Here is a 24716-nt window from a genome sequence, read left to right as displayed (position 1 = left end):
ATGTCACATCCGCCGTCATGGACGCAAAGGGACGGCGCCGCGGGGCCGCCCCTTCGCGCCGGGCATTCAGTTGATGCCGGGGATGACGAGCCAGCGGTTCACGAGGATGAGCCAGACCGCGACGAGCACGATCGCGGCGACCGTGAGCGTCAGGCCCGTTCGGCCGCGGGCGATGAGCGCGATCACGAGCACCACGAGCGTCGCGATCCCGAGCACGAGAGACCCGAACGGGATTCCGGGGAGGAACAGCGACAGCAGGAACAGGGCGGAGACGATGGTCTCGATGATTCCGACGACCGAGCCGCCGCGCCCGCGGAGACGTCTGATGCCGTCGATGAGGGCGAGCACGCCGCCGACGAGAGCGATGAGGAGGAGCCATGACAGGGTGATCACGGGTGAAGGGTCCTTCCGGTTGGTGTGGGTATGCACCGCGACGACGGAGAGGACTCCATCGCCGCGGCCAGCCTATCGACGGCGTCGCGGCGACCGGGAGGGCTTGCGCGAGTCGTCCCCGGCACGGTATTCCGCGAGCGGAATGCGACCTGATGCTGCCAATCGACCGGTTTCGGAAATGAAACCGGAGGTAACGCCGTTTCGTTCACGGGCGAAGCCGTGATGGACTCGACCCGAACTCAACCCCCGCGTACGGCACCATGTCGCGGGCACAGCACTCCCCACGAACGGAGCTCCACATGTCTCGCGCACCCCGCGGTCGCACCCTGCTCGGCCTCGCCGCGGCATCCGTCGCCGTCGTCGCCCTCGCCGCCTGCTCGAGCGGCACGCCGGCATCGAGCGATGCGGCGACCGACAACGAGTTCGGACTCGTGAAGGCCGGAACGCTCACCGTCGCGACCGAGGGCACCTACCGTCCGTTCAGCTTCCACGAAGACGGCTCCGGCGACCTCGTGGGCTACGACGTCGAGCTCGCCGAGGCGGTCGCAGACAAGCTCGGCCTCGAGGTCGAGTTCCAGGAGACCCAGTGGGACGCGATCTTCGCGGGCCTCGATGCGGGCCGCTTCGACGTCATCGCGAACCAGGTGTCGATCAACCCCGAGCGCGAGGAGCAGTACCTCTTCAGCGAGCCGTACACGGTCTCGCCGGGCGTCATCGTCGTCAAGGAGGGCGACACCTCGATCTCGAGCTTCGCCGACCTCGCCGGCAAGACCACCGCCCAATCGCTCACGAGCAACTGGTACGAGCTCGCCCAGGAGTCGGGCGCGAACGTCGAGGCCGTCGAGGGCTGGGCGCAGGCCGTGGCGCTCCTCAAGCAGGGCCGGGTCGACGCGACGATCAACGACAAGCTCACCTACCTCGACGACGTGAACACCAACGGCGCCTCGGGCATCGAGATCGCCGCCGAGACCGACGACCCGTCGCTCAGCGCACTCGCGTTCACGAAGGAGAAGAAAGACCTCGTCGCCGCGGTCGACGAGGCGCTCGCCGAGCTTCGCGCCGAGGGTGTGCTCGCCGAACTCGGTGAGAAGTACTTCGGCGCCGACGTCTCGGAGTAGCCTCGTAGCCTCTCGACCAGACCGAAGGCGGTGAGGCGATGAGCGGCTGGCAGCTGTTCCTCGATTCCTTCTGGCCCCTCGTGTGGGGCGCCGTGAGCGGCACGATCCCGCTCGCACTCGCCTCGTTCGCGATCGGTCTCGTGCTCGCACTCGGGGTGGCGCTCATGCGGCTCTCGAAGAGCCGGGTGGTTTCGGGCATCGCCCGGTTCTACATCTCGGTGATCCGGGGCACGCCACTGCTCGTGCAGCTCTTCGTGATCTTCTACGGGCTGCCGTCGCTCGGGCTCGTCATCGACCCGTGGCCGAGTGCGATCATCGCCTTCTCGCTCAACGTCGGCGGGTACGGTGCCGAGGTGATCCGCGCCGCGATCCTCTCGGTGCCGAAGGGGCAATGGGAGGCCGGTTACACGATCGGGATGTCGAACGGCATGACACTTCGCCGGCTCATCCTGCCGCAGGCGGCCAGGGTGTCGGTGCCGCCGCTCTCGAACACCTTCATCTCGCTCGTGAAAGACACGTCGCTCGCCTCGCTCATCCTCGTGACCGAGCTGTTCCGGGTGTCGCAGGAGATCGCGGCCTTCAGCCAGGAGTTCATGCTGCTCTACCTCGAGGCGGCGCTCATCTACTGGCTCATCTGCATCGTGCTCGCCGGCGGGCAGGGAATGCTCGAGAAGAGGTTGGACCGCTATGTCGCGACGTGATGTGTCGAACAGCGACCCCGGCGATGGGCCGGATGCCTCGGGCGGCGACCCGCTCGCCCCGCTCGAGACCCCCGACGACTCGGTGCTGCTCTCGGCACGGGGCATCCGCAAGTCGTTCGGTGACAACGAGGTGCTGCGCTCGATCGACCTCGAGGTGCGGCGCGGCGAGGTCGTCGTGCTCATCGGTCCGAGCGGTTCGGGCAAGACCACCGTGCTCCGCGCGTTGAACGGGTTGGAGACGCCCGACGCCGGCACGATCGACTTCGCCGACGGCCCGGTGCTCGATTTCGCGAAGCCGATCTCGAAGGCCCAGCGCTTCGCGCTGCGCGATCGCTCGGCGATGGTCTTCCAGCATCACAACCTCTTCCCGCACATGACCGTCATCGAGAACGTCATCGAGGGACCGGTGCGCGTGCAACGAGTGCCGAAGGCGAAGGCGATCGCCGCGGCATCCGCTCTGCTCGACCGCGTGGGGCTCGGCGAGAAGCGCGACGCCTACCCGTTCGAGCTCTCGGGCGGGCAGCAGCAGCGGGTCGGCATCGTGCGCGCCCTCGCGCTCAAGCCGCAGTTGCTGCTCTTCGACGAGCCGACGAGCGCCCTCGACCCCGAACTCGTCGGCGAGGTGCTGCAGGTCATCAAGGAACTCGCCGATGAGGGCTGGACGATGGTCGTCGTCACCCACGAGCTGAGTTTCGCCCGGCAGGCCGCCGACGAAGTGCTGTTCATGGACGGCGGGGTCGTGGTCGAGCGCGGCGCGCCCGAGCGGATCTTCACCGACCCGACGCAAGAGCGCACACGTAGGTTCCTCGACCGGATCCTGCGGCCGCTCGACTGACGGGGGCGGCAGGCCGGGGGCGGCTAGCGTTGGAGCATGCCCCGCTCGCCCCGTATCAGCGCCGACAACGGGGCACGGGCACGGGCACGGCGGGCACGGCGGGCGCTCGGCGTCTTCCGACTGGCGATCGCCGCGCTCGAGATCACGGCGCTCGTCGGCAACTTCCAGTACGTCCTCGGCTTCCGTTTCTTCGCGACGGCGAACTTCTTCAGCTACTTCACGGTGCAATCGGCCTTCGCTGCGGTCGTGACCCTCGGCGTCGCCGGCGTGTTCGCCCTATCGGCCCCGCGCGACCCGGCGTGGCTCGGCGTGCTCCGCACCATGGTGACCGTGTACGTGCTCGTCTCGGGCATCGTCTTCGCGATCATCGTCGCGCAGGCGTCGACGCGCGACTACCGCATGGAGGTGCCGTGGTCCGACACGGTGCTGCACTTCGTCGTACCCGCGCTCGCCGTCATCGCGTGGACGACCGACAGCGTGCTCGCGGTGAACCCGCGGGTGCCGTGGGCGACGGCGGGCTGGGTGCTCATCTTTCCGACGATCTGGCTCGTGTACACGCTGTTCCGCGGAGCCGACATCGGCTGGTATCCGTACTTCTTCCTCGACGAAGCTCAGGTCGACGGGCCTGTGGGAGTCGCGCTCTACTGCGTGCTCATCGTCGTGATCTTCGTCGCCCTGACGGCCGCGCTCGTGGCCGTCAACCGGTGGCTGTGGCGTAGGGCACGAGGTCGTCGAGCACCTCGGTCTGGAACGCCGAATCGTCGAGTGCCTCGAGCCGAGTCGCCTGCTCTGCGGCGATGACACCGAGGAGCACGGGTTCGCCGGAGTCGAGTCCGACGTCGATCCATGCGGCCACCCCGGGCGACTCGCCGACGATCGTGAGCACATCGGCGGCGGGCTCCGCTTCGGCATCGTCAGGCTGGTCCGCGGCATCCGCTCGCCAGAATGCCTGCTCGAAGCGCAACCAGACCGTGTCGACGACGCCCATGCCGAGCAGGGAGATCGCGCGCTGATGCATGAGCGGCAGCGCCGGGCTGAACCGCACGGTGTCGGTCTTCAGCACGCCCAGCGGCACCGTGACGATCGCCCGATCGACGTTGAGCGACTCTCCGGAGTCGAGGCGCAGGCTCACCCGCCGGTCGTTGTACGCGATGCGGGTGACCACGCTCGAGACGGCGATGTCGAGCGGTGCCGCGAGCTCGTCGACGTAGTCGGAGAGACGCCCGGTGATGAGATTGCCGAGTTGCTCGAGGCGCCGCGGGTCGTACTGGCCGGCCGAGACGACTGCGGCGGCAGCGCCCGTCGACGGCTTGACACCGCTGTTGATCGAATGCGCGAGCCAGTCGGCCGGGCTCACGCCGTCGGCGCCCGGTTCCGCCGACAGCGGCGCTGCGCCCGAACCCGCGAGAGCGGTCGCGAGGGAGACATCGTGCAGCTGGCTGCTCGCCCACTGCTGCGCAGTGGCGATCGCGTCGGCTCCGGTCGCGGGGATCGGCACGCGAACGCCCGCGGGAGTGGCGGCCGCCACGGTCGGCACGAACGGTCGGGTGTCGACGGATGCCTCGTGCAGTGCGTCGAGCAGGCCGTCGTCGTCGCCCGCGAACACGCTGCCGAGTTCGACCGGTGCGTCGAACCCCGCGGCGTCCACGGAGTGGGCGCGTCCGCCCAGCCGGTCGCGCGCCTCGATGACGACGACCTCGAACCCGGCGTCGACGAGTTCACGGGCCGCAGTGAGCCCCGCGATGCCGGCGCCGATCACGGCGACGCGCTCGCCGGCTTCGCCGAGTCGTGCGACGTCGGCAGCGGCTCGGTTGCCCGACGCCCGCGCGCCCGCGAGGGTGCCCGGCGCGTCGGGGTCGGTCGCCTCGCCGGCGATGACGAGTCGATCGGCGACCGGCTCGCCGAGCGCTCGCCGCAATTCGGGCGTGCTCCCGACAGCATCGAAACTGAACGCGCCACGGGCGAACGGATCGGCTCCCCAACGGGAGCGCAGCATCGCCGTGGGCAGCGGAACGCCGTTCGTCGGTGGTGGCGGAGGAGTCGGTGGCGTCGTCGTGGGCATCGGGCTCGGGTCGGGCTCGGGCCAGGTGCAGCTCGCGAGCGCGAGTGTCGCAAGTCCCGAAAGCGAGGCGGCGAGGAAGGTTCGCCGGGCCATGCCGCCCGGCGCTCCCCGTGATTCCATGGAATCAGGCTAGCCGACCGACCGGCGGGCCCACCCGGTGCGGCCGGTTACTCGGAATCGGGCATCCCGCTCACTGCGCGGCCGACGAGCCGCTCGCATGGAACGCGGCCGCGAAACGTGGCAGGCTCACTTCGATCGTCTCCATCGTGGCGGTCAGGCAGATGCGGAAGAACCCGGGTGTCTCGAACATCCGCCCCGGCAGCACGAGCACGTCTTCTCGGTCGAGCGAGGCGGTGAATGCGGCATCGTCGGCGATCGGGGACTTCGGGAACAGGTAGAAGGTGCCCTCCGGGACGGTGACGTCGTATCCGATGTCCCGCAGCGCCGCCACCATGACGTCGCGCTTGCGCTGGAAGCCCGGGATGTCGAACTCCAGCGTCTCGAGGCGGGGGAGCGCGTACTGCATCGAGGCGTTGGGGAAGAGCCATCCGCCGGTGATCTGGATCGCCTCGATCGCGTCGCGGAGTGGCTCGCGGCCCGGCATCGTGGGCGATACGGCGAGGTAGCCGATGCGCTCGCCCGGCGAGAGCAGCGTCTTGCCGTAGCTGTAGGCGAGGAAGCTCCATGGGTAGAACTCGACCGGGCTGCGGAAGCGTGCGCCGTCGTACACGATGCGGTTGTACGCCTCATCGGAGATGAGGAAGATGCGCCGGCCGTTGCGCTCCGAGGCCTCGTCGAGCAGAGCGGCGAGACGTTCGAGCGTCTCGACCGGATAGATGCGGCCGGTCGGGTTGTTGGGGCTGTTGACGATCACGATGCGCGTACGCGGGGTGATGGCGGCCGCGATCGCGTCGAGATCGAGGTCGAAGGTCTCGCGGTCGATCGACACCTTCACGGGTGCGAGGCCGGCCTCGCGGATGAGCCCCTCGTAGAGGAACCACGGCGGCAGGCTGTAGACGACCTCGTCGCCCGCATCGCCGACGAGCTTCAGCGCTGTCGAGATCGCCGCGAACCCGCCCGTCGTGAGGTGCACGTCGTCGGTCTCGAACGGGATGCCGACGTGACGTCGCAGGGATTCGGTCGCGGCCGCGATCGCCGTCGCATCGCCGAAGTTGTAGGCGAACCACAATTCGTGCTGCGGGATCAGCGCGTCGCGCAGGATCTCGACGTAGGTCGTCGACGCCGGTTCGTGCGGGTCGCCGAACGTGAAGTCGAGCACGCCGGGTTCGTGTCGTCGTCGCTCGTAGCCCGAGAGCCGGTAGAACTCGTAGAGCAACTGGAACGGCGTTGCGGCCTGCACGTTCGCGACGCGATCGGAAGTGAGTCGGTCATCCATGAGCGCTTCCCTCGGGATCTGGGAGGCTCCGCCGACACGGAGTTCCCGTGAATGCCGCCATGGTACTCCGCAGCGAGGCGTGCGCCCTCAGGGATGTCCCGTATCGCTGGTCGAGTAGCGAGCGCCAGCGAGCGTATCGAGACCGTCCGCGGGCGGCCTACACGACGAGCGTTGCCGGGTCAGTGGTTCGAGGGGAAGCCGAGGTTGATCTGCGACTCGCTCGGCTCGGGCCAGCGGCTCGTCACGACCTTCGTGCGGGTGTAGAAGTGCACCGACTCGGGGCCGTAGATGTGCGAGTCGCCGAAGAGCGAGTCCTTCCACCCGCCGAACGAGTAGGCGCCGATCGGCACCGGGATCGGCACGTTCACGCCGACCATGCCGACCTCGATGTCGATCTCGAACCGTCGCGCGGTGCCGCCGTCGCGGGTGTAGACGGCGACGCCGTTCGCATAGCGATTGGCGTTGATCAGCGCGACGGCCTCGTCGTAGTTCTCGACACGCACGACCGAGAGCACGGGGCCGAAGATCTCGTCTTCGTAGACCTTCATACCGGGTTCGACGTGGTCGAGGAGCGAAGTGCCGACGAAGAATCCGTCGCCCTCGAACTCGGCGGCGGTGCCGTCGACGACGACGGTCGCGCCTTCGGCGGCGGCGCCGGTCACGTAGGAGGCGACCTTGTCGCGGTGCTCGCGGGTGATCAGCGGACCCATCTCGCTCGCGGAGTCGGTGCCGTCGCCGATCGTGAGCTTCGACAGCCGCTCGGAGATCTTCGCGACGAGCTGGTCGGCGACCTCGTCACCGACGGCGACGAGCACCGAGACGGCCATGCAACGCTCGCCGGCGGAGCCGTAGGCGGCCGACACCGCGGCATCCGCTGCGCCCTCGAGGTCGGCATCCGGCATGACGACCATGTGGTTTTTTGCGCCGCCGAGCGCCTGCACCCGCTTGCCGTTCGCCGAGGCGCGCTCGTAGATCGACTTCGCGATCGGCGTCGAGCCGACGAACGAGATCGCGCGCACGACGGGGGAGTCGAGGATCGCGTCGACCGTGACCTTGTCGCCGTGCACGACGTTCAGGACACCGTCGGGCAGCCCGGCCTCTTGGAAGAGCTTCGCGAGGAACACCGAGGCGGTCGGATCCTTCTCCGACGGCTTCAAAACGACGGTGTTGCCGCACGCGATCGCCGAGGCGATCATCCAGAGCGGCACCATGACGGGGAAGTTGAACGGCGTGATCGCGCCGACGACCCCGACGGGCTGCTTCGTCGAGTGCACGTCGACGCCGCGCGCAACCTGCTCGGAGTGCTCGCCCTTCAGCAGGTGCACGAGGCCCGCGGCGAACTCGACATTCTCGATGCCGCGCGAGATCTCGCCGGCGGCGTCGGAGAGCACCTTGCCGTGCTCGCTCGTGACGATGGCCGCGAGCTCGGGCGTGCGCTCGACGAGCAGCTGGCGAAGGCGGAAGAAGACGTCGGCACGCTTGATCAGGCCGGTCGCGCGCCATCCGGGCAGCGCGGCCTCGGCTGCGGCGATGGCCTGCTCGACCTCGGCGACGGAGGCGAAGGCGACGTCGTGCTGCTGCGCACCGGTCGCCGGGTTGAAGACCGGGCCTGTGCGCCCGGCGAGCGCGGTGTCGCGGCCGGCGATGAAGTGCTGAACTCGGGCCATGCTGGTACTCCTCTGGAAGCGTGCCGGACAGATTGACCGAGTTGGTGCCCTGAGCTTGTCGAAGGGAGCTGGACCTGTGGTCCCTTCGGCAAGCTCAGGAAACAGATGGGCGGTCTAGGCTGGTGCTTCCCAGCATGTCAGAGCAGGAGAGGTCATTCCGGTGGCAGACCGTCGCGAAGATGAGGCGATTCAGACGAATCGTCCGATGTTCGAGATGGCGGATGACGGCCTCCCGACGGTGCGCGAGATCCTGACGATCCCCGCGGTCGCCGACGGCCTGCCCGAAGTGCGCTCCGGCGGTGATGCGCTCGACGCGCACGTGCGCTGGGCGCACGTCTCGGACAGCGCCGGCGTCGCCAGGCTGCTCGACGGCGGTGAGTTGCTGCTGTCGACCGGCTCTGGATGGCCGACCGAGCCCGACGAGCTCGCCGCGTTCATCGGCGGTCTCGTCGAGGCGGGGCTCGCGGGCCTCGTGCTCGAGCTAGGCGTGCACCACCGCTCCGTGCCGACCGCCGTCGAAACGGTGGCGCGCGAGCGCGGGCTCGCCCTCGTGGCGCTCCACAGCGAGGTGAAGTTCGTCGCCCTCACCGAGGCGGTGCACGGCCGCATCATCTCGGCGCAGACGGCGGCGCTGCGAGCCCGCGACGAGGTGCGCGAGCGGTTCACCGCACTCGCCCTGCGCGGCTCGCCGGCCGACTTCATCGTGCAGCAGCTCGCCCAGACGCTCGGCGCCGCCGTCGTGCTCGAGAATCTCGCCCACGAGGTCGTGGCCGCCGACGTGCCCCTCGCGGCGGAGGAGGAGCTCTTCTCTCGGTGGGAGGCGCGCTCGAGGCAGGCGCATCGGGATTCCGAGCAGCAGCGCGCGCACGGCGTCCCCGCGGCCGGCGAGTGGCTCATCGTGCCGGTCGAGGCGCGCGGCATCCGCTGGGGTCATCTCATCGCGCTCCCCGGCCCGGCGCATCCGGCAGGGCGCACGAGCGTGCTCGAGCAAGGCGCGATCGCGCTCGCGCTCGGCCGACTCGCAGACGGTGCCACCGACGCGTGGGTGCGCATCGGACACCGTCGTCTCGTCGACGGACTTCTCGACGGCAGGTTCGCGGGGCTTGCCGCCGCGACGACCCGCATCGAAGCGGCCGGCCTCCAGCTCGAGGGTGCGCGGCTCTTCGGCGTCGTGGTGACGGGCGCGGTGGTCACTGCGGTGGTGGCGGATGCCGCGGCTCGCGAACTCGGCGGGCGGGCGCTGGTCGGGGGCGCTCGCGACGGATTCTTCGCCGCCCCCTCGGCGATCGTGCTGCTCTCGCTGCCGGCCTCCCGACTGCTCGACGATGCCGCGGCGCGGGCATTCGCCACGGCACTGGTGCCCGGCGCCCCGGCGGACCTCGAGCGGCTGGTGGTGTCGATCGGCTCCGAGGCGAACGGACTCGACGCGCTGCTGGGCTCGGTGCAGGAGGCGATCGACTTGGCCCGCAGCCCGGCACCACGCTCGGTGCGCGGCCCGGTGCTGCGCCGCTCTGACGATCGTCCGCTCATGCGGCTCGTGACGGGGCTTCGCGACGACCGCCGGCTACTCGAACACGGGGAGCGCATGCTCGAGCCGCTCATCGACTACGACCTCGCCCGCAACGGCGACCTGCTCGACGTGCTCGGCGCGTTGCTCGCGAATCCGGGCAACCGTACGGCCGCGGCATCCGCTTCGCACCTGTCGCGTTCGGTCTTCTATCAGCGGCTCGCGCTCATCGGCGATCTGCTCGGGGTCGACCTCGACGACGGCGAGACCCTGACGGCGCTGCATCTCGCGCTGCTCGTGCGGCGGAGCGTCGTGCCCTGAATCGTTCGTCGAGTCGCGACGGAGGAGAGTATCGAGACCTCGCTCCCTGAGCCTGTCGAAGGGGCGGGGGGCTCGATCTGGCCGTGCCACGCCCGCTCGACCAACAGACATTTACTTGCTATTGACAAGTTCACTTGCAAAGAGCAAGCTGAGTTTGCAACATCCCGCAGACCAATGACGATCCCCCGGAGGAGATCATGACCGCAACGAACATCTTCGTGAACCTGCCCACCACCGACCTCGAGCGCTCGAAGGCGTTCTACGAGGCGCTCGGGTTCAGCATCAACCCCATGTTCACCGACGAGAACGCGGCGTGCGTCGTGCTCGGCGAGAACATCTACTTCATGGTGCTCACCCGTGAGTACCTCGGCACCTTCACCGACAAGCAGATCATCGACCCGAAGACGCATGCCCAGGCGCTCATCGCGCTCGGTCGCGAGTCGCGCGATGACGTCGACGCAGTGCTCGGCAAGGGTCTCGCCGCCGGCGGCAACGAGCCGCGTGAGGCGCAGGACTACGGCTTCATGTACTCGCGCGACCTCGAAGACCCCGACGGAAACATCCTCGAGTTCCTCTACATGGACCCTGCGGCTGCAGACAAGGGCCCCGAGGCGTACTTGGCCGAGCAGGGAGCTTCGGCGCCTTCGGCGTCGGCCTGACCGGGCGAGTTCCATGGCGACACGCGCCGCACGCGGCTTCGGCCAGTACAGCGGCGCAGCACGGGCGCTCGAGCGGGTCGGGGATCGGTGGGCACTGCTCATCGTCCGCGACCTGCTCGTCGGCCCACGCCGTTACGGCGACCTGAAGGCCGGGCTGCCCCGCATCCCGACCAACATCCTGAGCGATCGGCTCAAAGAGCTGCAGGAGTCGGGCGTCGTGCGGCGGGTGCCGACAGTGCGCGGTGGGTACGAGCTCACCGCTCACGGGCGCGCGCTCGAGCCCGTCGTCATCGCCCTCGAACGCTGGGGCTGGTCGGCGCTCGGCGACCCCGCCGAGGGCGAGATCGTCAGCGCTGATGCACTCGCGGTCTTGCTGCGTGCGGCATTCCGGCCGGATGCCGCGGCGACGCTGCCGCCAACCGAGTACGTGCTGCACGTCGGCGACGTCTCGCTCTCGGCGGTCGTCGCGGGCGGCACGTTCGACACCGCGCCGGTCGGAGCCGGCGCTCTTCCGCAACCGCGACGCTCAGCGCTCGAGCCGGTGCCGTCTGCCATGCTCGAACTGGAGCTCGAACCGGGGCGACTGCGCACGCTGCTCGCCGGTGGGTCTGCCGCACTCAGCGGGTTCGCGGGCGACACCGAGCTCCTCGATCGGTTCACCGCGACGTTCCGCATCGATCCCGCTGGGCCGACTCCCTCCTCGATCGACGCGGCGGTGGCCTGAAGCCGGATGCCACGGGAGTTATGGAAGTGATATCCGGACTCCTGTCGAAGCGGTGAACCGGCCAATACGCTGAGACCAGGCGGTTCCCCCGCAAGAGCTCGACTGAAGGAGAACCCATGTCACGGACCCGTCCACTCGCCTCGATGGCCGTGGTCTTCGGCGCGGCAGCTCTCGCCGTGCTCGGTCTCGCGGGGTGCGCGTCGCCCGGCGAGGCGGTCGCGAGCGAGCCAACGACGGCCGCGTCCTCGGTGTCACCCACACCCACGCCGTCCGAGACCACGCCGGCCGCGGTCGATCCCGCCGACGTGACCACGTGGGTCATCACCACGACGGGCATCGGTCCGATCGAACGTGGCGCCCCGTACAAAGAGGTCATCGCCGGCTTGCCGTCGTTCGAGGTGTCGGAGTGGTGTGCATGGGTGGCGGGGCTCACCACCGAGGGTGCGGCCTCCATGCTCCTGACCCACCCGGAGGGCGGCGAGGAGATCACATCGGTGTGGGTCAACGGACGGGCTGATGAAGCGGGCGTCATCCCGGCGTCTCCGTCGACGGAGGCCGGCATCGTGCTCGGGTCGACTATGGACGAGCTCACCACCGCCTACCCCGATCTCGAGCCGGTGAACCAGACAGGCGCGGACTCGTTCGGCTACGCGGTGGGCGATGATGCGAACGGGTACCTCGACTTCGTCGTCGAAGACGGCGTCGTCGTTCTCATCGGCGTGCGAGATGTCGCAGGAGTGCCCAAGGAGTTCTGCGGCTGACCCGCTTCCCAGACGCCGATCTCGCCCGCAGCCGACTCGTCGAGCGCCAGGTATCAGGTTGCGGGGTCGCCGTCGACGACCTGCTCGGTCGGCGCGGGTTCGTGCTGCTCGACTACGAGCGTCGCGGCATCCGTCAGTGCGCCGACGATGTGACGCAGGGTGTCGCCTCGCCTTGCCGTGCTTACGAGTCGAACCCGAGTCCGAGCGCGTCGAGGGTCTTCAGCAGCAGGTTGCGCTTGCCTCCGTTGTGGTCGGCGCGATCGAGCGACCATCGGGTCGCGTTGATGCCGATCGACGCGGCAGGCTCGGGCGGGAAGGGCAGCGGGCGCTTGCGCACCATCTCGAGCGAGGTGCGCTCGTTCTCGCGCCCCTCGAGCAGGTCGAGCATGACCTCGGCCGCGAACCGGGTCGACCCGACGCCGAGCCCCGTGAAGCCCGCCGCGTAGGCGACGCGGTCGTCGCGCGCGGTGCCGAAGAATGCCGTGAACTGCGTGCTCGTGTCGATCGCGCCGGCCCACTGGTGGCTGAACCGCAGACCATCGAGCTGCGGGAAGGTCGTGAAGAAGTGGCTTGCGAGCTTCCGCCAGGTCTCGGGCCGGTTCTCGTACTCCGCGCGCACCTTGCGGCCGTAGTGGTAGATCGCGTCGTAGCCGCCGAACAGGATGCGATTGTCTTTCGTGAGCCGGGAGTAGTGGAACTGATTGGCGAGATCGCCGATGCCCTGGCGGTCCTTCCAGCCGATTTCGGCGAGCTGCTGCGTCGAGAGCGGCTCGGTCATGAGCACGAAGTCGTAGACCGGCACGGTCATCAGGCGATTGCGCTTCAGGAGCGACGGGAACACGTTCGTCGCGAGCACCGCCTTCCTCGCGTCGACCCGCCCGGCTTCGGTGATCACGGAGACGGCCCCCGTCGAACCCGGCGTGTCGATGCGTTTCACCGGGGAGTGCTCGAAGATCTCGACGCCGAGGTCCTCAGCGACCCGAGCGAGTTCGGCGGCGAGACGTGCCGGGTGCAGCATGCCGCTCGTGCGCTGCTCCCAGACTCCGGCGAGGAAGATCGGCGAAGCGACGGATGCCTGCACCTCGCGTTGATCGAGGAAGACGACCCCCTCCTCGCCGCGCTCGACGGCCTCGGTGTGCCAGTCGCGCAGCCACTGCACCTGATACTCCTCGATCGCCGGCGCGAGCTCGCCGGTGCGTTCGAAGTGGAAGTCCATGCCGTACTCCGCCTCGGCGGCCTCGATCGCGTCGAGGTTCGCCAGGCCGAGCCGGTCGAGCGTCGCCATCTCTTTCGGCCATCGCGCCATGCCGTTCTCGCGCCCGTGGGTGAGGCTCGCCTCGCAGAAGCCGCCGTTGCGGCCGGAGGCCGCCCAGCCGATCGTCTTCGCCTCGACGAGCACGATGTGCGCGCTCGGGTTGCGGCGCTTGGCGAGCAGCGCACTCCAGAGACCGGTGTAGCCGCCGCCGACGACGACGAGGTCGGCGACATGGTTGCCCGCGAGCTTCGGGCGCCCACCCACTGCGCCGGTAGGCAGGTCGTCGAGCCAGAACACCGACCGCGCGGTGTGCTCGAGCGAATGAGTGACGACGGATGCCGGTGGCCGGCGTCGTTCGAAGACGGTCGTTCCCACGCGAATCACTCCGATGCGATTGTGGTGTCTCCATCCTCCCGCGCGGCGCCTGCCGCACGCCAGAGCGCGGCGTCCCGACATCCGCTCGTCGCCGGACACGATGGCCGTATCCTTTGGGCGAGAAACGTACGCACCGACCAACTTGATCGCATATGATTTCGCGCAATGCATATGCCTTCATGATGCAGTGTGTCTGACTTCCTGAATGAGGACCCGAATGAAGCGCTCCATCGCCGTGGCGACAATTCTGGCGATCTTTCTCGCCGTCGTGCAGAATCCCATGGTCGCGACCGCCGTCGACGGTGGGGCGATCGCCGGGACGGTCGCGCTCGACGGGGTAGGCGCAGCTGCAGCCCATGAGGTGCAGGTCGAGGCATACTATGTGCGAACAGACCTCCCGACCCCCCGAGAGTACTTGATTGCGAGCGCGCGCACCGATGAGAGCGGCGGCTTCGTGCTCAACGGACTGCAAAGCGGCTTGGCGTACCGATTGAAGTTCGTCGCCGCTCTCGACAGCGACTTCGCGGATGTGTGGTGGACGCCCGTTCAGGACGGCACGCACCCGTATGCAGGGCACTACATGTCGGCTGCGCCAGTAACTGCTGAACAGTTCGAAGCGCACGTTTCGATCACGCTTCCGAGAGCAGCACGCATCTCGGGCACGATCACAGTCGGCGAAGGCGGCGGCCGGGCGCGGGCCTCAGCGGTCCGTACCGGATTGCCGCTCGACGAACCCGCGGTCATCGTCGAACCGGGTACAGGTGGCCTGTACGACCTCGGCAGGCTCATCCCCGGCGACTACCAGGTCAGATTGTCCGCGGACTTCCACCTGGATCGTGCGTACGGTGCATCGCCGATCGACCCGAGTGTGCCGGGAACCATTCATGCCGAAGGCGGCGGAGCTTACGCGTTCAGCGGTGAGCCGTACAGGCCGGCAGGGGTCTTCGGCAGCGTAACGTGCCCAACATGCGTGTCTGGCATCGGTGGCTCCGATTCGAACTCCTTCCAGCTCGAGCGCTGGGACTCTGCGCGTGGTGCGTGGGCGCCGAATGACGGAGCCACCTGGTCGAGTGACGGCTCGTACAGCGAAGGCTCTCTCTACCCCGGAACGTACCGAACGACGATCATCCACGAGAGTCGCACCGAGGAGTACACCGACGTCAGCTCGTCGTTCGAGCTCGATGAGGGCGAGAAGCTGGTACGAGCCGTCGTCCTGGGAGGGCCGCGCGTGAATCGAATCAGCGGTGCGGATCGCTTCGAGACTGCCGCCAGGATCTCAAATCAACTCGTCAACTTCTACGAGGTCCCCGTCGTGTTCATCGCGAATGGACTGAACTTCCCGGACGCCGTCTCGGCTGGGCCTGCCGCTGAGCAACTCGGTGGAATGCTCTTGCTCGTGACGCCGTCGACGGTTCCTACCGCGACAGCTGCCGCTCTTCAACAGCTTTCACCTGAGCACATCATTGTTGTGGGCAGCGAGGCCTCGGTGTCGAGTTCCGTATTCGAACAACTTGCAGAGTTCGCGCCCGGGATCGAGCGCCTGAGCGGAATTGACCGATACGAGACATCGAGATTGATCGCGGCACGCGCGTTCGCACCGGGTTCGGCACAGACTGTGTACGTGGCCACTGGGCAGAAATTCCCGGACGCGGTTTCGGCCGGTGCCGCTGCAGCTCACCGAGGTGCGCCAGTACTGCTCGTCGATGGTCTGGCGGCGCGTATCGATGATCCGACGCGCGAGGTGATCACGGAGCTCGACGCGACCTCGGTTCACGTCGTCGGCTCTGCGAGCTCGGTCAGCGTAGGTGTGGAGCAGTCCATCGAAGTTATGCCAGGTGTCGAAACTGTTCGGCACGGCGGAAGCGATCGCTATGAAACGTCGTACTTGGTCAATAGTGACGCTTTTCGGATCGAACGCGACGAGTTTCCGAAGAGCCAGACGGCCTTCATCGCTGCCGGTGCGACATTTCCTGATGCGTTGAGCGGCGCGCCGCTCGCCGGCTACTACAACGCTCCGCTCTTCGTGTCTCCGACTGGTTGCTTGCCGAATACGGTCGCGGAGTGGTTGCGCACGCACGGTGTCGAGTATGTGACGATTCTCGGCGGGACCCCGTCGTTGTCCAAGAACGTGGAATCACTCGAGCCCTGTCGGACGTAGACCCAGGTCGGGCCGTGGAGTTCACTGCCCAACCGGAATTCTCATAGGCGGTAGTGGGGCGGCTCAGTGCGGGGCGTGCGCCTCGAGGAACTGGTACACCTCGGTCTGGTCGACGCCCGGGAACGTGCCCGTGGGCAGCGCCGCGAGCAGCGAGGTCGGTGTGCGGGCGGCCGGCCACGAGGCATCCGCCCATCGATCGGCGAGCCCGCCGGGTGCCTGGCAGCACGCAGGATCGGGGCACCGAGATACCGCACGATGCGGTGTCTCGCGGCCGCGGAACCACTTCACGTGCTCGAACGGCACGCCGACCGAGACCGAGTACTCGCCTTCTTTCGCCTTCTCGATGCGGGAGGTGCACCAGAACGTGCCCGACGGGGTGTCGGTGTACTGGTACCAGGGGCTGAACCGGTCTTCGACGTCGAAGACCGTGCGGGCCGTCCAGTTGCGGCACATCGTCGTGCCCTCGATCGCGCCCAGCGCATCGCTCGGGAAGCGCACCCGGTCGTTCTCGTAGGCCTTGATGATCGTGCCCGACTCGTGCACCTTCGTGAAGTGCACCGGGATGCCGAGCCGCGCTGTCGCGAGGTTCGTGAACCGGTGCGCCGCCGTCTCGTACGAGACTGCGAAGGCGTCGCGCAACTCCTCCATCGAGATTCGGCGCAGGTTCTTCGCTTCGGTGAGGAAGCGCACCGCGGCCTGTTCGGGCAACAGGATCGCGGCCGTCAGGTAGTTCGTCTCGATGCGTTGGCGCAGGAAGTCGGCGTAGCCGCTCGGCTCCTCGTGGGCGAGCAGGTGACTCGCAAGCGCCTGCAGGATCGGCGAGCGGGAGTCGCGCGACGGCGACTGCTGCGTCGGCAGGTAGACGCGCCCGTTGCGCTTGTCGGTGACCGAGCGGGTCGAGTGCGGCAGGTCGCCCACGTAGTGCAGTGAGTACCCCAGATGCGAAGCCATGTCGGCGACGAGCTGGTGGGAGACCGGGCCGCCGGTGTGGCCGACGGCCTCGAGCAGCTCGGCGGCCTTCGCCTCGAGCTCGGGGTAGAAGTTGTCGCGGGCGCGCATCTCGGCGCGCAGCTGCGCGTTGGCCCGGCGCGCTTCCTCGGGTGTCGCCGCACGCTCACGGTGCAGCCGGTCGATTTCGTTGTGCAGACTCAGGATGGTCTGCAGCGTCTGATCGTTCATGCCCTTCGCGACTCGGAAGGCGGGCAGCCCGAGTGCGGCGAACACCGGGCCGCGCTGGGCGCGTTCGACGGCGATCTCGAGGGCGGCGCGGGCCGAGGGGGCATCCGTTCGGAGCAGTTCGTCGACGGATGTCCCGAGCGCGAGTGCGATCGTACGCAGCATCGAGAGCCGGGGTTCGCGCTTGCCGTTCTCGATCGCCGAGACCTGCGAGGGCGCCCGGTCGATCGCGGCGGCGAGCTCGCCGAGGGTCAGGCCGCGGGCCGTGCGGCGGTCGCGGATGCGGCGGCCGAGTGTGAGCGCGTCGGGCGCTGCCGAGTCGGCGGCGAGTGCCGCCGAGCCCGTGCGATCCGCGATGACCATGCTTCGATGGTCACACGGGCGAACGGATGCCGCAAACAGAAGAATCGCGATTCATCTCCGATTCGCAAGCACCTGCCGCGCAAAACGGTCGATTGCTCCTGCTTCTCTACGGAAAGAACGCACTTCTGGGAGATTCGCTCGGCCGACGGTTGCGCGGCGCGCTTGTTCCGCGGTGCAGAAAGAGTGGGAAAGTTCACCCCCGAGATCGTGGGTGAGCGGGTACCCGGCGGGCGCAGAGTGGATGCCACAGACCCCGAACGACGTCGAGGCAGACGTCGAACGGAGACACCGAAGCATCCGCTCAGCACCACTCGGAGGACACCATGAGCACGACAAACCGCCCCGGCGACCAGACCCAGTCCGCTGCCGAACTGCAGCTCGAGTGGGATGCCGACCCGCGTTGGGAGGGCGTCAGCCGCGACTACACGGCCGCCGACGTCGTCGCCTTGCGCGGCCCGGTTCGCGAGGAGCGCACGCTCGCCAAGCGGGGCGCCGCGCGGTTGTGGGACGACATTCAGCGCAACACCGGCACAGCGTTCGCGCCGCAGGAGGACCCGAGGTGGTCGGCTGCGCTCGGTGCCCTCACGGGCAATCAGGCCGTGCAGCAGGTGCGCGCGGGCCTCAAGGCGATCTACCTGAGCGGCTGGCAGGTCGCGGCCGATGCGAACCTCTCCGGCCAGACCTATCCCGACCAGTCGCTCTACCCCGCGAACTCGGTGCCGGCGGTCGTGCGCCGTATCAACAACGCGCTGCTGCGCGCCGGGCAGATCGAGCAGGGCGCCGAGGCGCAGACCGGCATCACCGACTGGATGGCCCCCATCGTCGCCGACGCCGAGGCGGGCTTCGGCGGCCCGCTCAACGCCTACGAGCTCATGCATCAGATGATCGAGGCCGGCGCCGCGGGCGTGCACTGGGAGGATCAGCTCGCGAGCGAGAAGAAGTGCGGCCACATGGGCGGCAAGGTGCTGGTTCCGACCAGCCAGCACATCCGCACCATCAATGCGGCACGACTCGCAGCGGATGTCGCCGGCGTGCCGTCGATCATCATCGCGCGCACCGACGCGCTCGCGGCGACGCTCATCACGAGCGACCACGACGAGCGCGACCGTCCGTTCGTCACGGGGCAGCGCACCGCCGAGGGGTTCTACGAGGTGCAGAACGGCATCGAACCGGTCATCGCCCGCGGCCTCGCCTACGCCGAGTACGCCGACCTGCTCTGGGTCGAGTCGGCCGAGCCCGACCTCGATCTCGCGCGCCGCTTCGCCGAGGCCGTGCACGCCAGGTTCCCGGGCAAGCGACTGAGCTACAACTGCTCGCCGTCGTTCAACTGGAAGCGCCACCTCGACGACGACCAGATCGCGAAGTTCCAGCGCGAGCTCGCCTCGATGGGCTACGCGTTCCAGTTCATCACCCTCGCGGGCTTCCACGCCCTCAATCACTCCATGTTCACGCTCGCGAAGGACTACAGCGAGCGGCACATGAGCGCCTACGTCGAACTCCAGGAGGCGGAATTCGCCTCGGAGGCATCCGGATACACCGCCACGCGCCACCAGCGCGAGGTCGGCACCGGCTATTTCGATCGGATTTCCACCGCGCTGAACCCCACCAGCGCAACGCTCGCCCTCGTCGGATCGACCGAGGAAGACCAGTTCTGATCCCGCCGGTCGAGTAGGCGTGCCAGCGCCGTATCGAGACCACGCAACGGGTCTCGATATGCGCTTCGCGCGACTCGCCAGCGATACCGAAGGAGACACGATCATGAACACGACACCCAGCATGACCATCGAGCGAACGGATGCCGCGGCATCCGAAACCCGCTTCGAATCGAGGCCCGTCACCGGCAGCTTCCAGACCGTCGAACCGCGTATCGAGATCACCGCGCCGCTCGGCGAACGGACTGAACTCGCCGAACGGTATGGCGAGATCCTGACGCCCGACGCGCTCGCCTTTCTCGCCGAGCTGCACGACCGCTTCGCCGGCACCCGGCACGAGCTGCTCGCCGCCCGCTTGCAGACGCGGGTCGATGCCGCGAACGGCCGCGACCCGAAGTTCCTGCCCGAGACCGCCCGCATTCGCAACGATCCGTCGTGGCGGGTCGCCGGTGCAGGGCCGGGCCTCGAGGACCGCCGGGTCGAGATCACGGGACCGACCGACCGGAAGATGGCCATCAACGCGCTGAACTCGGGCGCGAAGGTTTGGCTCGCCGACCAAGAGGATGCCACGAGCCCGACCTGGGGCAACGTCATCGAGGGCCAGCTGAGCCTCTTCGACGTGCTGCGCGGCCGGCTCGAGTACAACAGTCCCGAGGGCAAGCAGTACCGCGTCGAGCGCCCGCTCGCCGAGACGCCGACGATCGTGATGCGCCCGCGCGGCTGGCACCTCGTCGAGAAGCACCTGAAGTTCCACGACCGGGCCGGGCGGGCCATGCACGCCTCGGGTTCGCTCGTCGACTTCGGGCTGTACTTCTTCCACAACGCGCACGCGCTCATCGCCGCGGGCCGCGGGCCGTACTTCTATCTGCCGAAGCTCGAGTCGCACCGCGAGGCGAAGCTCTGGAACGACATCTTCGTCTTCGCGCAGACCCGGCTCGGCATCCCGCAGGGCACGGTGCGCGCCACCGTGCTGATCGAGACGATCCAGGCCGCATTCGAGATGGACGAGATCCTCTATGAGCTGCGCGACCACTGCGCCGGGCTGAACGCCGGCCGATGGGACTACATCTTCTCGATCGTGAAGACATTCCGGTCGCGCGGTCGTCGCTGGGTCATGCCCGACCGCAAGGCGATCACGATGACGGTGCCGTTCATGCGGGCGTACACCGAGCTGCTGGTCGCGACGTGCCACAAACGCGGAGCGTATGCCATCGGCGGCATGAGCGCGTTCATCCCGAACCGCCGAGACCCCGAGGTCACCGAGCGCGCGCTCGCCGCCGTCGCGGCCGACAAGAGCCGGGAGGCGGGCGACGGCTTCGACGGCACGTGGGTCGCGCACCCCGACCTGATTCCGACCGCTCGGGCGGAGTTCGACGCCGTGCTCGGCGACCGGCCGAACCAGCTCGGCCGGCTGCGAGACGATGTGCACGTGACCGCGGCGCAGCTGCTCGACATCCCGTCGATCGGCGGCGAGGTCACCGAGAGCGGGGTGCGCGACAACATCTCGATCGGCATCCGCTACATCGAGTCGTGGCTGCGCGGCACGGGCGCTGCGGCGATCGACAACCTCATGGAGGATGCCGCGACGGCCGAGATCTCGCGCTCGCAGGTCTGGCAGTGGCTGAACGAGAACACGGTCACCGCCGAGGGCACGCGCGTCGACCAGACCTCGATCGTGCGGCTCATGGCGGCTGCCGTCGCCGAGCTGCCGCGCTTCGAGGGCGACCGGTTCGACGACGCGATCTCGGTGTTCCGCAGCGTCGCGCTCGAGCCCGAGTTCCCGACGTTCCTCACGGTGGGGGCCTACGCGCGCTTCCTCTGAGACGGAATGCGGGTTGAGCCTGTCGAAACCGTCCCTCCCGGGCAGGCTTCGACAGGCTCAGCCCGCACTGGTCTGGCAGAATCGATGCTCGTGACCCAGTCGACTGACACCGCCGTGCGCATCCGGCCGGCTGCGATGAAGGATGCCGCTGCGCTCTCGTCGCTCGCCGCCGAGACGTTCCCCCTCGCGTGCCCGCCCCACACCACCGCCGAGGCGATCGCCGACTTCATCGCCGAGAACTTCGGCGTGGATCGCGTCGAGCGCTACCTGGCTGACCCCGAGCGCATTCTGCTGGTCGCCGAGACCCTCGACGCAGGCCGTCTCCTCGGTTACACGATGCTCGTCGGCGGCGAGCCGGGCGACGCCGACGCCGCTCGCGCGGTGACGGCGAGGCCCGCGATCGAGGTGAGCAAGGTCTACGTGCTGTCGGAGTCGCACGGCACGGGCACTGGCGCCGCACTCATGCGCGCGTCGCTCGATGCGGCGAAGGCGACCGGAGCCGTGACGGCCTGGCTCGGGGTCAACGAGGAGAACGCGCGGGCGATCGCGTTCTACGAGCGCCACGGCTTCTCGAAGGTCGGCCGCAAGCACTTCGTCGTCGGCGGTCGCGTTGAAGACGACTGGGTGCTGGAGCGCTCGCTCATTCTCTCGTCGGTCGAGTAGGCGCGCCAGCGCCGACCTCTTCGTCGGTCGAGTAAGCGCGCCAGCGCCGTATCGAGACCTCGTGACGGGTCTCGATACGCTCCTCGTCGCGACTCGACCGGCGGGTGGCGCCTCCTTTCGTCGGTCGAGTAGGCGCGCGGGTGGCGTGCCCTTTCGTCGGTCGAGTAGGCGCGCCAGCGCCGTATCGAGACCTCGTGACGGGTCTCGATACGCTCCTGCGTCGCTACTCGACCAGCGGGGGGCGGGGTCAGCGCAGCGGCACGCCCACGTCGCTGCCACCCTCGGGCGTGAGCCTCGCGTTCATCGCGAGCAACGTCGGCGCGGGCACGAAGCCGCCCGCGAAGAGCGCCTCGCCCTGCCGGAACCACGGCGACCGCGCGATCAATGCCGCCGGTGCATACCCGAAGTACGTCGCGAGACCGTCGAGATCGATGGGGGAGCTCATCTTCATGAGGGCGAGGTTGTCGCACTGGGAGATGATGCCGGGGTGCACCTTCGACGGACGCTGCGTCGAGAGCAGGAGCCAAAGCCCGAACTTCCGGCCCTCGGCGGCGATCTGGATGATGCGCTCCCGCACGGCGACCGCGAGCGGTGAGCTCAGCTCGGGTGAGCAGAGATTGTGGGCTTCGTCGATCACGAGCAGCACCGGTCGCCGCTCCTCTCGACGGGCCCACAGCTCGTCGAGCACCGAGAGTGCGATGACGAGGTGCTGGTCGGGCGTCGAGAAGCCGCCGAGGTCGAGCACCGTGGCATCCGCCCGCTCATCGATGACGAGTGTCGCCTCGCGGTCGCGACCGGCCCAGACCTCCCAGGTCAGGATGCCCATGTTCTCGATGCGGAGACCGAGCGCGCGGCGCGCGGGGTCGTCGGATTCGAGCAACTCGGGCAACAACTCGCCCGGTTCGACCACGCTCAGCGTGTCGCGCAGGTGCACGGCCGCGTTGAACTCCTCGCGGTCGACCACGGGGTCGAGGCGGAGCACCGCCGCCTTCGCCTCAGTCGTCATCGCGGTGAACCGTGCGCGCAGCAGATCGGCACCTGCGGTGTTCGGGCGGAGCACCCGGATGTCGCGTTGCGCCAGCAGCTCGGCGGTGGGCCCGCTCGCATCGGGGTTCAGTTCGCCGAGCCGAACGAAGTCGGAGTTCGGGTCGAACACGACGACGGGTAGCGCCGTGTGCGCGATGAGCTGCTCGAGCACCACGCCGAGCGCGTAGGTCTTGCCCGAGCCGCTCTGACCGCACCAGAAGGTGTGCCGGTTGAAGCGATGCGACAACAGTCGTGCCGGCCGGCTCGGCGGGCTGAGGTTCACCCCGATCTCGAGGGTCGCGCCGAGCGCCGCGTGCACGAGGTCGATCGTGGCCGCGTCGGCCGCTGCCACGGCGCCGGCTACGAACCCGTGGCTGCCGCGTGCGTCGAAACGTGCGCCGTCGATCACGCCGAGGAGGCGTCCGCGCAGGGCCTCGCGCCCGCCCGCTGCGCCCGTCTCGCGCTCCTCGACGAGGGCGAGCTGCCGGCCTCGTCGGGTCGTGATGACGAGCAGGGTGCCGGCGATGAACGGGGTGCCCGAGGCATCCGGAATCGCGAACGATCGTCCGTCGTCGGAGTGCGCCTGAAGCTGCGTGCTGGGCTCGGCCATGCGCCGATCATGCCACGCGCTCGAGGCCGGGCGCAGTGCGACCGGCCGACGCGCCCTTCGTCGTTATGCCGCCGACGAGGCCGTTCGTGCCGCGCGACGCGCGAGCCACCAGATGCCGAGGCCCGACACGAGGAAGATCGCGGCGAGCACGACCCAACCCGAGAAGCCGTTCGAGATCGCCGTCGCGTTGACGACGAGCGGGGCGGCGAGCGCGCCGACCGAGAAGCCCATGCCGAAGACGCCCTGGTAGCTGCCCGCCTGCACGGGGTCGGCGAGTTCGAAACTGAGCCCCCAGCCGCCGGCCTGCGAGAACACCTCGGCGAAGGCGTGCGTGATCGCGGCGATCACGAGCACGGTGATCGCGAAGCCGATGGGGAGCCCTGCGGCCGAGGCGTACACGAGGCAGGCGGCGGCCATCAGCCACGCCGCGATGCCAGACACTCGGGCCGCGACCCGCAGGTCGTGCGTGCCCCTCGAGAGCGGCACCTGGAAGATCACGACGATGACGGTGTTGAGGATGAGCAGTGCGGCGATGAGGGCCTCGGGCGCCGTGGTCTCGTTCGCGATCCAGAGCGGCACCCCCAACTCGGCGACGCCGAACTGCATGCCGAACACCGCGGTGAGCGCGGTGAGCAGCAGATACCTCGGGTCGCGCCACGGGGAGTGCCGGCGCCAGCTGCGACGCTCAGCCGCGGCTGCCTCGGCGCTGGCGGCGGCATCGAACGACCCGGTCGCGGTGGTCACCGGCGGCGTCGCGACCCTCGCGGGCGCATCGACGCTCGAGGGGAGCTTGACGAGTTGGATCAAGCCGAGCAGGTAGAGCGCGCCTGCGCCGAGGATGAGCGCGCGGTACGCCTCGGCTGTGCCGATGGCGAGCGCGAGCGCGCCGAGTCCTGAGCCGACGGCGATGGAGATGTTGGTGATCGCGCGCAGCACCGCCCGCGCGTTCACGCGGCCCTGACCTTCGAACGCCCGGGCGATGATCGCCGCCCGCGTCGAGTTCGCGGCCTGTCCGAAGCCGCCGCAGACGACGGCGATCGTGAGTGCGCTGATGAAATCGCCGGCGAAGACGTACGCGATCAGCGCGAGGCCCTCGATCGTGGTGAAGACGATGACGAGGCGCTTGGCACTGAAGCGGTCGGCGAGCCATCCGCCGGCGAGGGTCGCGCCGACCCCCGCGGCGCTCGACGCGGCGAGCACGATCGCGACCTCGTGCGGCGCGAGGCCGACGATGAAGGTGAAGTAGAGCACCGTGACAGTGAGGAAGATGCCGCGGCCGACGCGCGAGATGAGGGTCGCGCCGACGAGGATGCGCAGCACCGGGTCGGCCACGGATGCCGCGACGCGGGCGACGAGCGAGGGCTTCGGCGGTGATTCGGGGTCGACGGTCGGCACGGTTCCCGTGTCGGGGGGCGATGCGGGGGTAGGGCTCACTCGTTCAGTTCTTCCAGAATCGCCGCCGTGTCGAAATT

20 protein-coding genes are annotated in these 24716 nt (G+C 68.7%); 12 read left to right on the top strand and 8 right to left on the bottom strand.

Annotation, left to right across the window (positions count from 1 at the left end):
* Window positions 1-66: 66 nt before the first annotated feature.
* Entirely contained in the window at window positions 67-393 is a 327-nt protein-coding gene (locus AC1C2R_RS05310) for a hypothetical protein (protein ID WP_495351476.1), read from the bottom strand.
* A gap of 299 nt (window positions 394-692) precedes the next feature.
* On the opposite strand from AC1C2R_RS05310, the gene AC1C2R_RS05305 reads away from it, so the two are divergent.
* The 4 genes from AC1C2R_RS05305 to AC1C2R_RS05290 are packed head-to-tail and all read left to right on the top strand — an operon-like array spanning window position 693 to window position 3848.
* A complete protein-coding gene (locus AC1C2R_RS05305; RefSeq protein ID WP_495351475.1) occupies window positions 693-1511 on the top strand; it encodes an amino acid ABC transporter substrate-binding protein in 819 nt (272 codons plus the stop codon).
* 38 nt (window positions 1512-1549) lie between these two features.
* On the top strand, window positions 1550-2212 hold the full coding sequence (locus AC1C2R_RS05300; RefSeq protein WP_495379230.1) for an amino acid ABC transporter permease: 663 nt from the start codon (window positions 1550-1552) through the stop codon (window positions 2210-2212).
* Complete coding sequence (locus AC1C2R_RS05295; protein ID WP_495379229.1) at window positions 2199-3047, top strand: amino acid ABC transporter ATP-binding protein; 849 nt, start codon at window positions 2199-2201, stop codon at window positions 3045-3047. Before AC1C2R_RS05300 ends, AC1C2R_RS05295 begins: the two co-directional genes overlap by 14 nt.
* Before the next feature lie 36 nt (window positions 3048-3083).
* Window positions 3084-3848 (top strand): Pr6Pr family membrane protein, encoded by a 765-nt coding sequence (locus AC1C2R_RS05290; RefSeq protein ID WP_495379228.1) that lies wholly within the window; start codon window positions 3084-3086, stop codon window positions 3846-3848.
* Here the strand turns inward: AC1C2R_RS05290 and AC1C2R_RS05285 are convergent.
* The 3 genes from AC1C2R_RS05285 to AC1C2R_RS05275 form a co-directional block, all read right to left on the bottom strand.
* A complete protein-coding gene (locus tag AC1C2R_RS05285) occupies window positions 3745-5229 on the bottom strand; it encodes a flavin monoamine oxidase family protein (protein WP_495379227.1) in 1485 nt (494 codons plus the stop codon). The two genes, AC1C2R_RS05290 and AC1C2R_RS05285, sit on opposite strands and share 104 nt — an antisense overlap.
* A gap of 70 nt (window positions 5230-5299) precedes the next feature.
* Window positions 5300-6505 carry an aminotransferase class I/II-fold pyridoxal phosphate-dependent enzyme gene (locus tag AC1C2R_RS05280; RefSeq protein ID WP_495379226.1) on the bottom strand — a complete coding sequence of 402 codons (1206 nt, stop codon included), beginning with the start codon at window positions 6503-6505 and terminating at the stop codon, window positions 5300-5302.
* A gap of 179 nt (window positions 6506-6684) precedes the next feature.
* A complete protein-coding gene (locus AC1C2R_RS05275) occupies window positions 6685-8172 on the bottom strand; it encodes a CoA-acylating methylmalonate-semialdehyde dehydrogenase (RefSeq protein WP_495379225.1) in 1488 nt (495 codons plus the stop codon).
* Between the two features lie 205 nt (window positions 8173-8377).
* Here AC1C2R_RS05275 and AC1C2R_RS05270 point away from each other — a divergent pair, with 205 nt between their 5' ends.
* From AC1C2R_RS05270 to AC1C2R_RS05255, 4 genes are all read left to right on the top strand, one after another.
* Window positions 8378-10000 (top strand): PucR family transcriptional regulator, encoded by a 1623-nt coding sequence (locus AC1C2R_RS05270; protein ID WP_495379224.1) that lies wholly within the window; start codon window positions 8378-8380, stop codon window positions 9998-10000.
* A gap of 197 nt (window positions 10001-10197) precedes the next feature.
* Window positions 10198-10659, top strand: a complete 462-nt coding sequence (locus tag AC1C2R_RS05265) for a VOC family protein (RefSeq protein WP_495351467.1) — start codon at window positions 10198-10200, stop codon at window positions 10657-10659.
* Window positions 10660-10672: 13 nt separating this feature from the next.
* Entirely contained in the window at window positions 10673-11383 is a 711-nt protein-coding gene (locus AC1C2R_RS05260) for a winged helix-turn-helix transcriptional regulator (protein ID WP_495379223.1), read from the top strand.
* A gap of 116 nt (window positions 11384-11499) precedes the next feature.
* Window positions 11500-12144, top strand: a complete 645-nt coding sequence (locus AC1C2R_RS05255; protein WP_495379222.1) for a hypothetical protein — start codon at window positions 11500-11502, stop codon at window positions 12142-12144.
* Window positions 12145-12325: 181 nt separating this feature from the next.
* Here the strand turns inward: AC1C2R_RS05255 and AC1C2R_RS05250 are convergent, their stop codons facing one another.
* A complete protein-coding gene (locus AC1C2R_RS05250) occupies window positions 12326-13774 on the bottom strand; it encodes an NAD(P)/FAD-dependent oxidoreductase (protein ID WP_495379221.1) in 1449 nt (482 codons plus the stop codon).
* Window positions 13775-13991: 217 nt separating this feature from the next.
* Here AC1C2R_RS05250 and AC1C2R_RS05245 point away from each other — a divergent pair, with 217 nt between their 5' ends.
* On the top strand, window positions 13992-15932 hold the full coding sequence (locus AC1C2R_RS05245; RefSeq protein ID WP_495379220.1) for a cell wall-binding repeat-containing protein: 1941 nt from the start codon (window positions 13992-13994) through the stop codon (window positions 15930-15932).
* Window positions 15933-15995: 63 nt separating this feature from the next.
* Here AC1C2R_RS05245 and AC1C2R_RS05240 read toward each other — a convergent pair whose 3' ends face one another.
* Window positions 15996-17471, bottom strand: a complete 1476-nt coding sequence (locus tag AC1C2R_RS05240) for a helix-turn-helix domain-containing protein (RefSeq protein ID WP_495379219.1) — start codon at window positions 17469-17471, stop codon at window positions 15996-15998.
* A 323-nt stretch (window positions 17472-17794) separates the two neighbouring features.
* On the opposite strand from AC1C2R_RS05240, the gene aceA reads away from it, so the two are divergent.
* From aceA to AC1C2R_RS05225, 3 genes are all read left to right on the top strand, one after another.
* Entirely contained in the window at window positions 17795-19126 is a 1332-nt protein-coding gene (gene aceA / locus AC1C2R_RS05235) for an isocitrate lyase (RefSeq protein ID WP_495379218.1), read from the top strand.
* A gap of 103 nt (window positions 19127-19229) precedes the next feature.
* On the top strand, window positions 19230-20945 hold the full coding sequence (gene aceB / locus AC1C2R_RS05230; protein WP_495379217.1) for a malate synthase A: 1716 nt from the start codon (window positions 19230-19232) through the stop codon (window positions 20943-20945).
* 84 nt (window positions 20946-21029) lie between these two features.
* The gene (locus tag AC1C2R_RS05225) at window positions 21030-21608 is read left to right on the top strand and encodes a GNAT family N-acetyltransferase (RefSeq protein ID WP_495379216.1); all 579 of its coding nucleotides are present in this window, start codon (window positions 21030-21032) and stop codon (window positions 21606-21608) included.
* A gap of 247 nt (window positions 21609-21855) precedes the next feature.
* Here AC1C2R_RS05225 and AC1C2R_RS05220 read toward each other — a convergent pair whose 3' ends face one another.
* Both AC1C2R_RS05220 and AC1C2R_RS05215 read right to left on the bottom strand, forming a co-directional pair.
* A complete protein-coding gene (locus tag AC1C2R_RS05220) occupies window positions 21856-23244 on the bottom strand; it encodes an ATP-binding protein (RefSeq protein WP_495379215.1) in 1389 nt (462 codons plus the stop codon).
* Between the two features lie 63 nt (window positions 23245-23307).
* Window positions 23308-24678, bottom strand: coding sequence for an MFS transporter (locus AC1C2R_RS05215; protein WP_495379214.1), 1371 nt, complete (start codon window positions 24676-24678; stop codon window positions 23308-23310).
* Window positions 24679-24716 lie beyond the last annotated feature (38 nt).

This window comes from Agromyces sp. Y182 (assembly GCF_059445385.1).
The sequence above is the reverse complement of the archived record's forward strand: the minus strand, read 5'-3'. Positions and strand labels throughout refer to the sequence as shown.

Bases quoted from the DNA above. Each gene is read 5' to 3' on its own strand.
- AC1C2R_RS05290 (WP_495379228.1), top strand. From the start codon at position 3,084: ATGCCCCGCTCGCCCCGTATCAGCGCCGACAACGGGGCACGGGCACGG.
- AC1C2R_RS05270 (WP_495379224.1), top strand. From the start codon at position 8,378: ATGTTCGAGATGGCGGATGACGGCCTCCCGACGGTGCGCGAGATCCTG.
- AC1C2R_RS05240 (WP_495379219.1), bottom strand. From the start codon at position 17,471: ATGGTCATCGCGGATCGCACGGGCTCGGCGGCACTCGCCGCCGACTCG.
- AC1C2R_RS05275 (WP_495379225.1), bottom strand. From the start codon at position 8,172: ATGGCCCGAGTTCAGCACTTCATCGCCGGCCGCGACACCGCGCTCGCC.
- AC1C2R_RS05285 (WP_495379227.1), bottom strand. From the start codon at position 5,229: ATGGAATCACGGGGAGCGCCGGGCGGCATGGCCCGGCGAACCTTCCTC.
- AC1C2R_RS05295 (WP_495379229.1), top strand. From the start codon at position 2,199: ATGTCGCGACGTGATGTGTCGAACAGCGACCCCGGCGATGGGCCGGAT.
- aceB (WP_495379217.1), top strand. From the start codon at position 19,230: ATGAACACGACACCCAGCATGACCATCGAGCGAACGGATGCCGCGGCA.
- AC1C2R_RS05220 (WP_495379215.1), bottom strand. From the start codon at position 23,244: ATGGCCGAGCCCAGCACGCAGCTTCAGGCGCACTCCGACGACGGACGA.
- AC1C2R_RS05245 (WP_495379220.1), top strand. From the start codon at position 13,992: ATGAAGCGCTCCATCGCCGTGGCGACAATTCTGGCGATCTTTCTCGCC.
- AC1C2R_RS05255 (WP_495379222.1), top strand. From the start codon at position 11,500: ATGTCACGGACCCGTCCACTCGCCTCGATGGCCGTGGTCTTCGGCGCG.
- AC1C2R_RS05265 (WP_495351467.1), top strand. From the start codon at position 10,198: ATGACCGCAACGAACATCTTCGTGAACCTGCCCACCACCGACCTCGAG.
- AC1C2R_RS05225 (WP_495379216.1), top strand. From the start codon at position 21,030: ATGCTCGTGACCCAGTCGACTGACACCGCCGTGCGCATCCGGCCGGCT.
- AC1C2R_RS05305 (WP_495351475.1), top strand. From the start codon at position 693: ATGTCTCGCGCACCCCGCGGTCGCACCCTGCTCGGCCTCGCCGCGGCA.
- AC1C2R_RS05300 (WP_495379230.1), top strand. From the start codon at position 1,550: ATGAGCGGCTGGCAGCTGTTCCTCGATTCCTTCTGGCCCCTCGTGTGG.
- AC1C2R_RS05280 (WP_495379226.1), bottom strand. From the start codon at position 6,505: ATGGATGACCGACTCACTTCCGATCGCGTCGCGAACGTGCAGGCCGCA.
- aceA (WP_495379218.1), top strand. From the start codon at position 17,795: ATGAGCACGACAAACCGCCCCGGCGACCAGACCCAGTCCGCTGCCGAA.
- AC1C2R_RS05260 (WP_495379223.1), top strand. From the start codon at position 10,673: ATGGCGACACGCGCCGCACGCGGCTTCGGCCAGTACAGCGGCGCAGCA.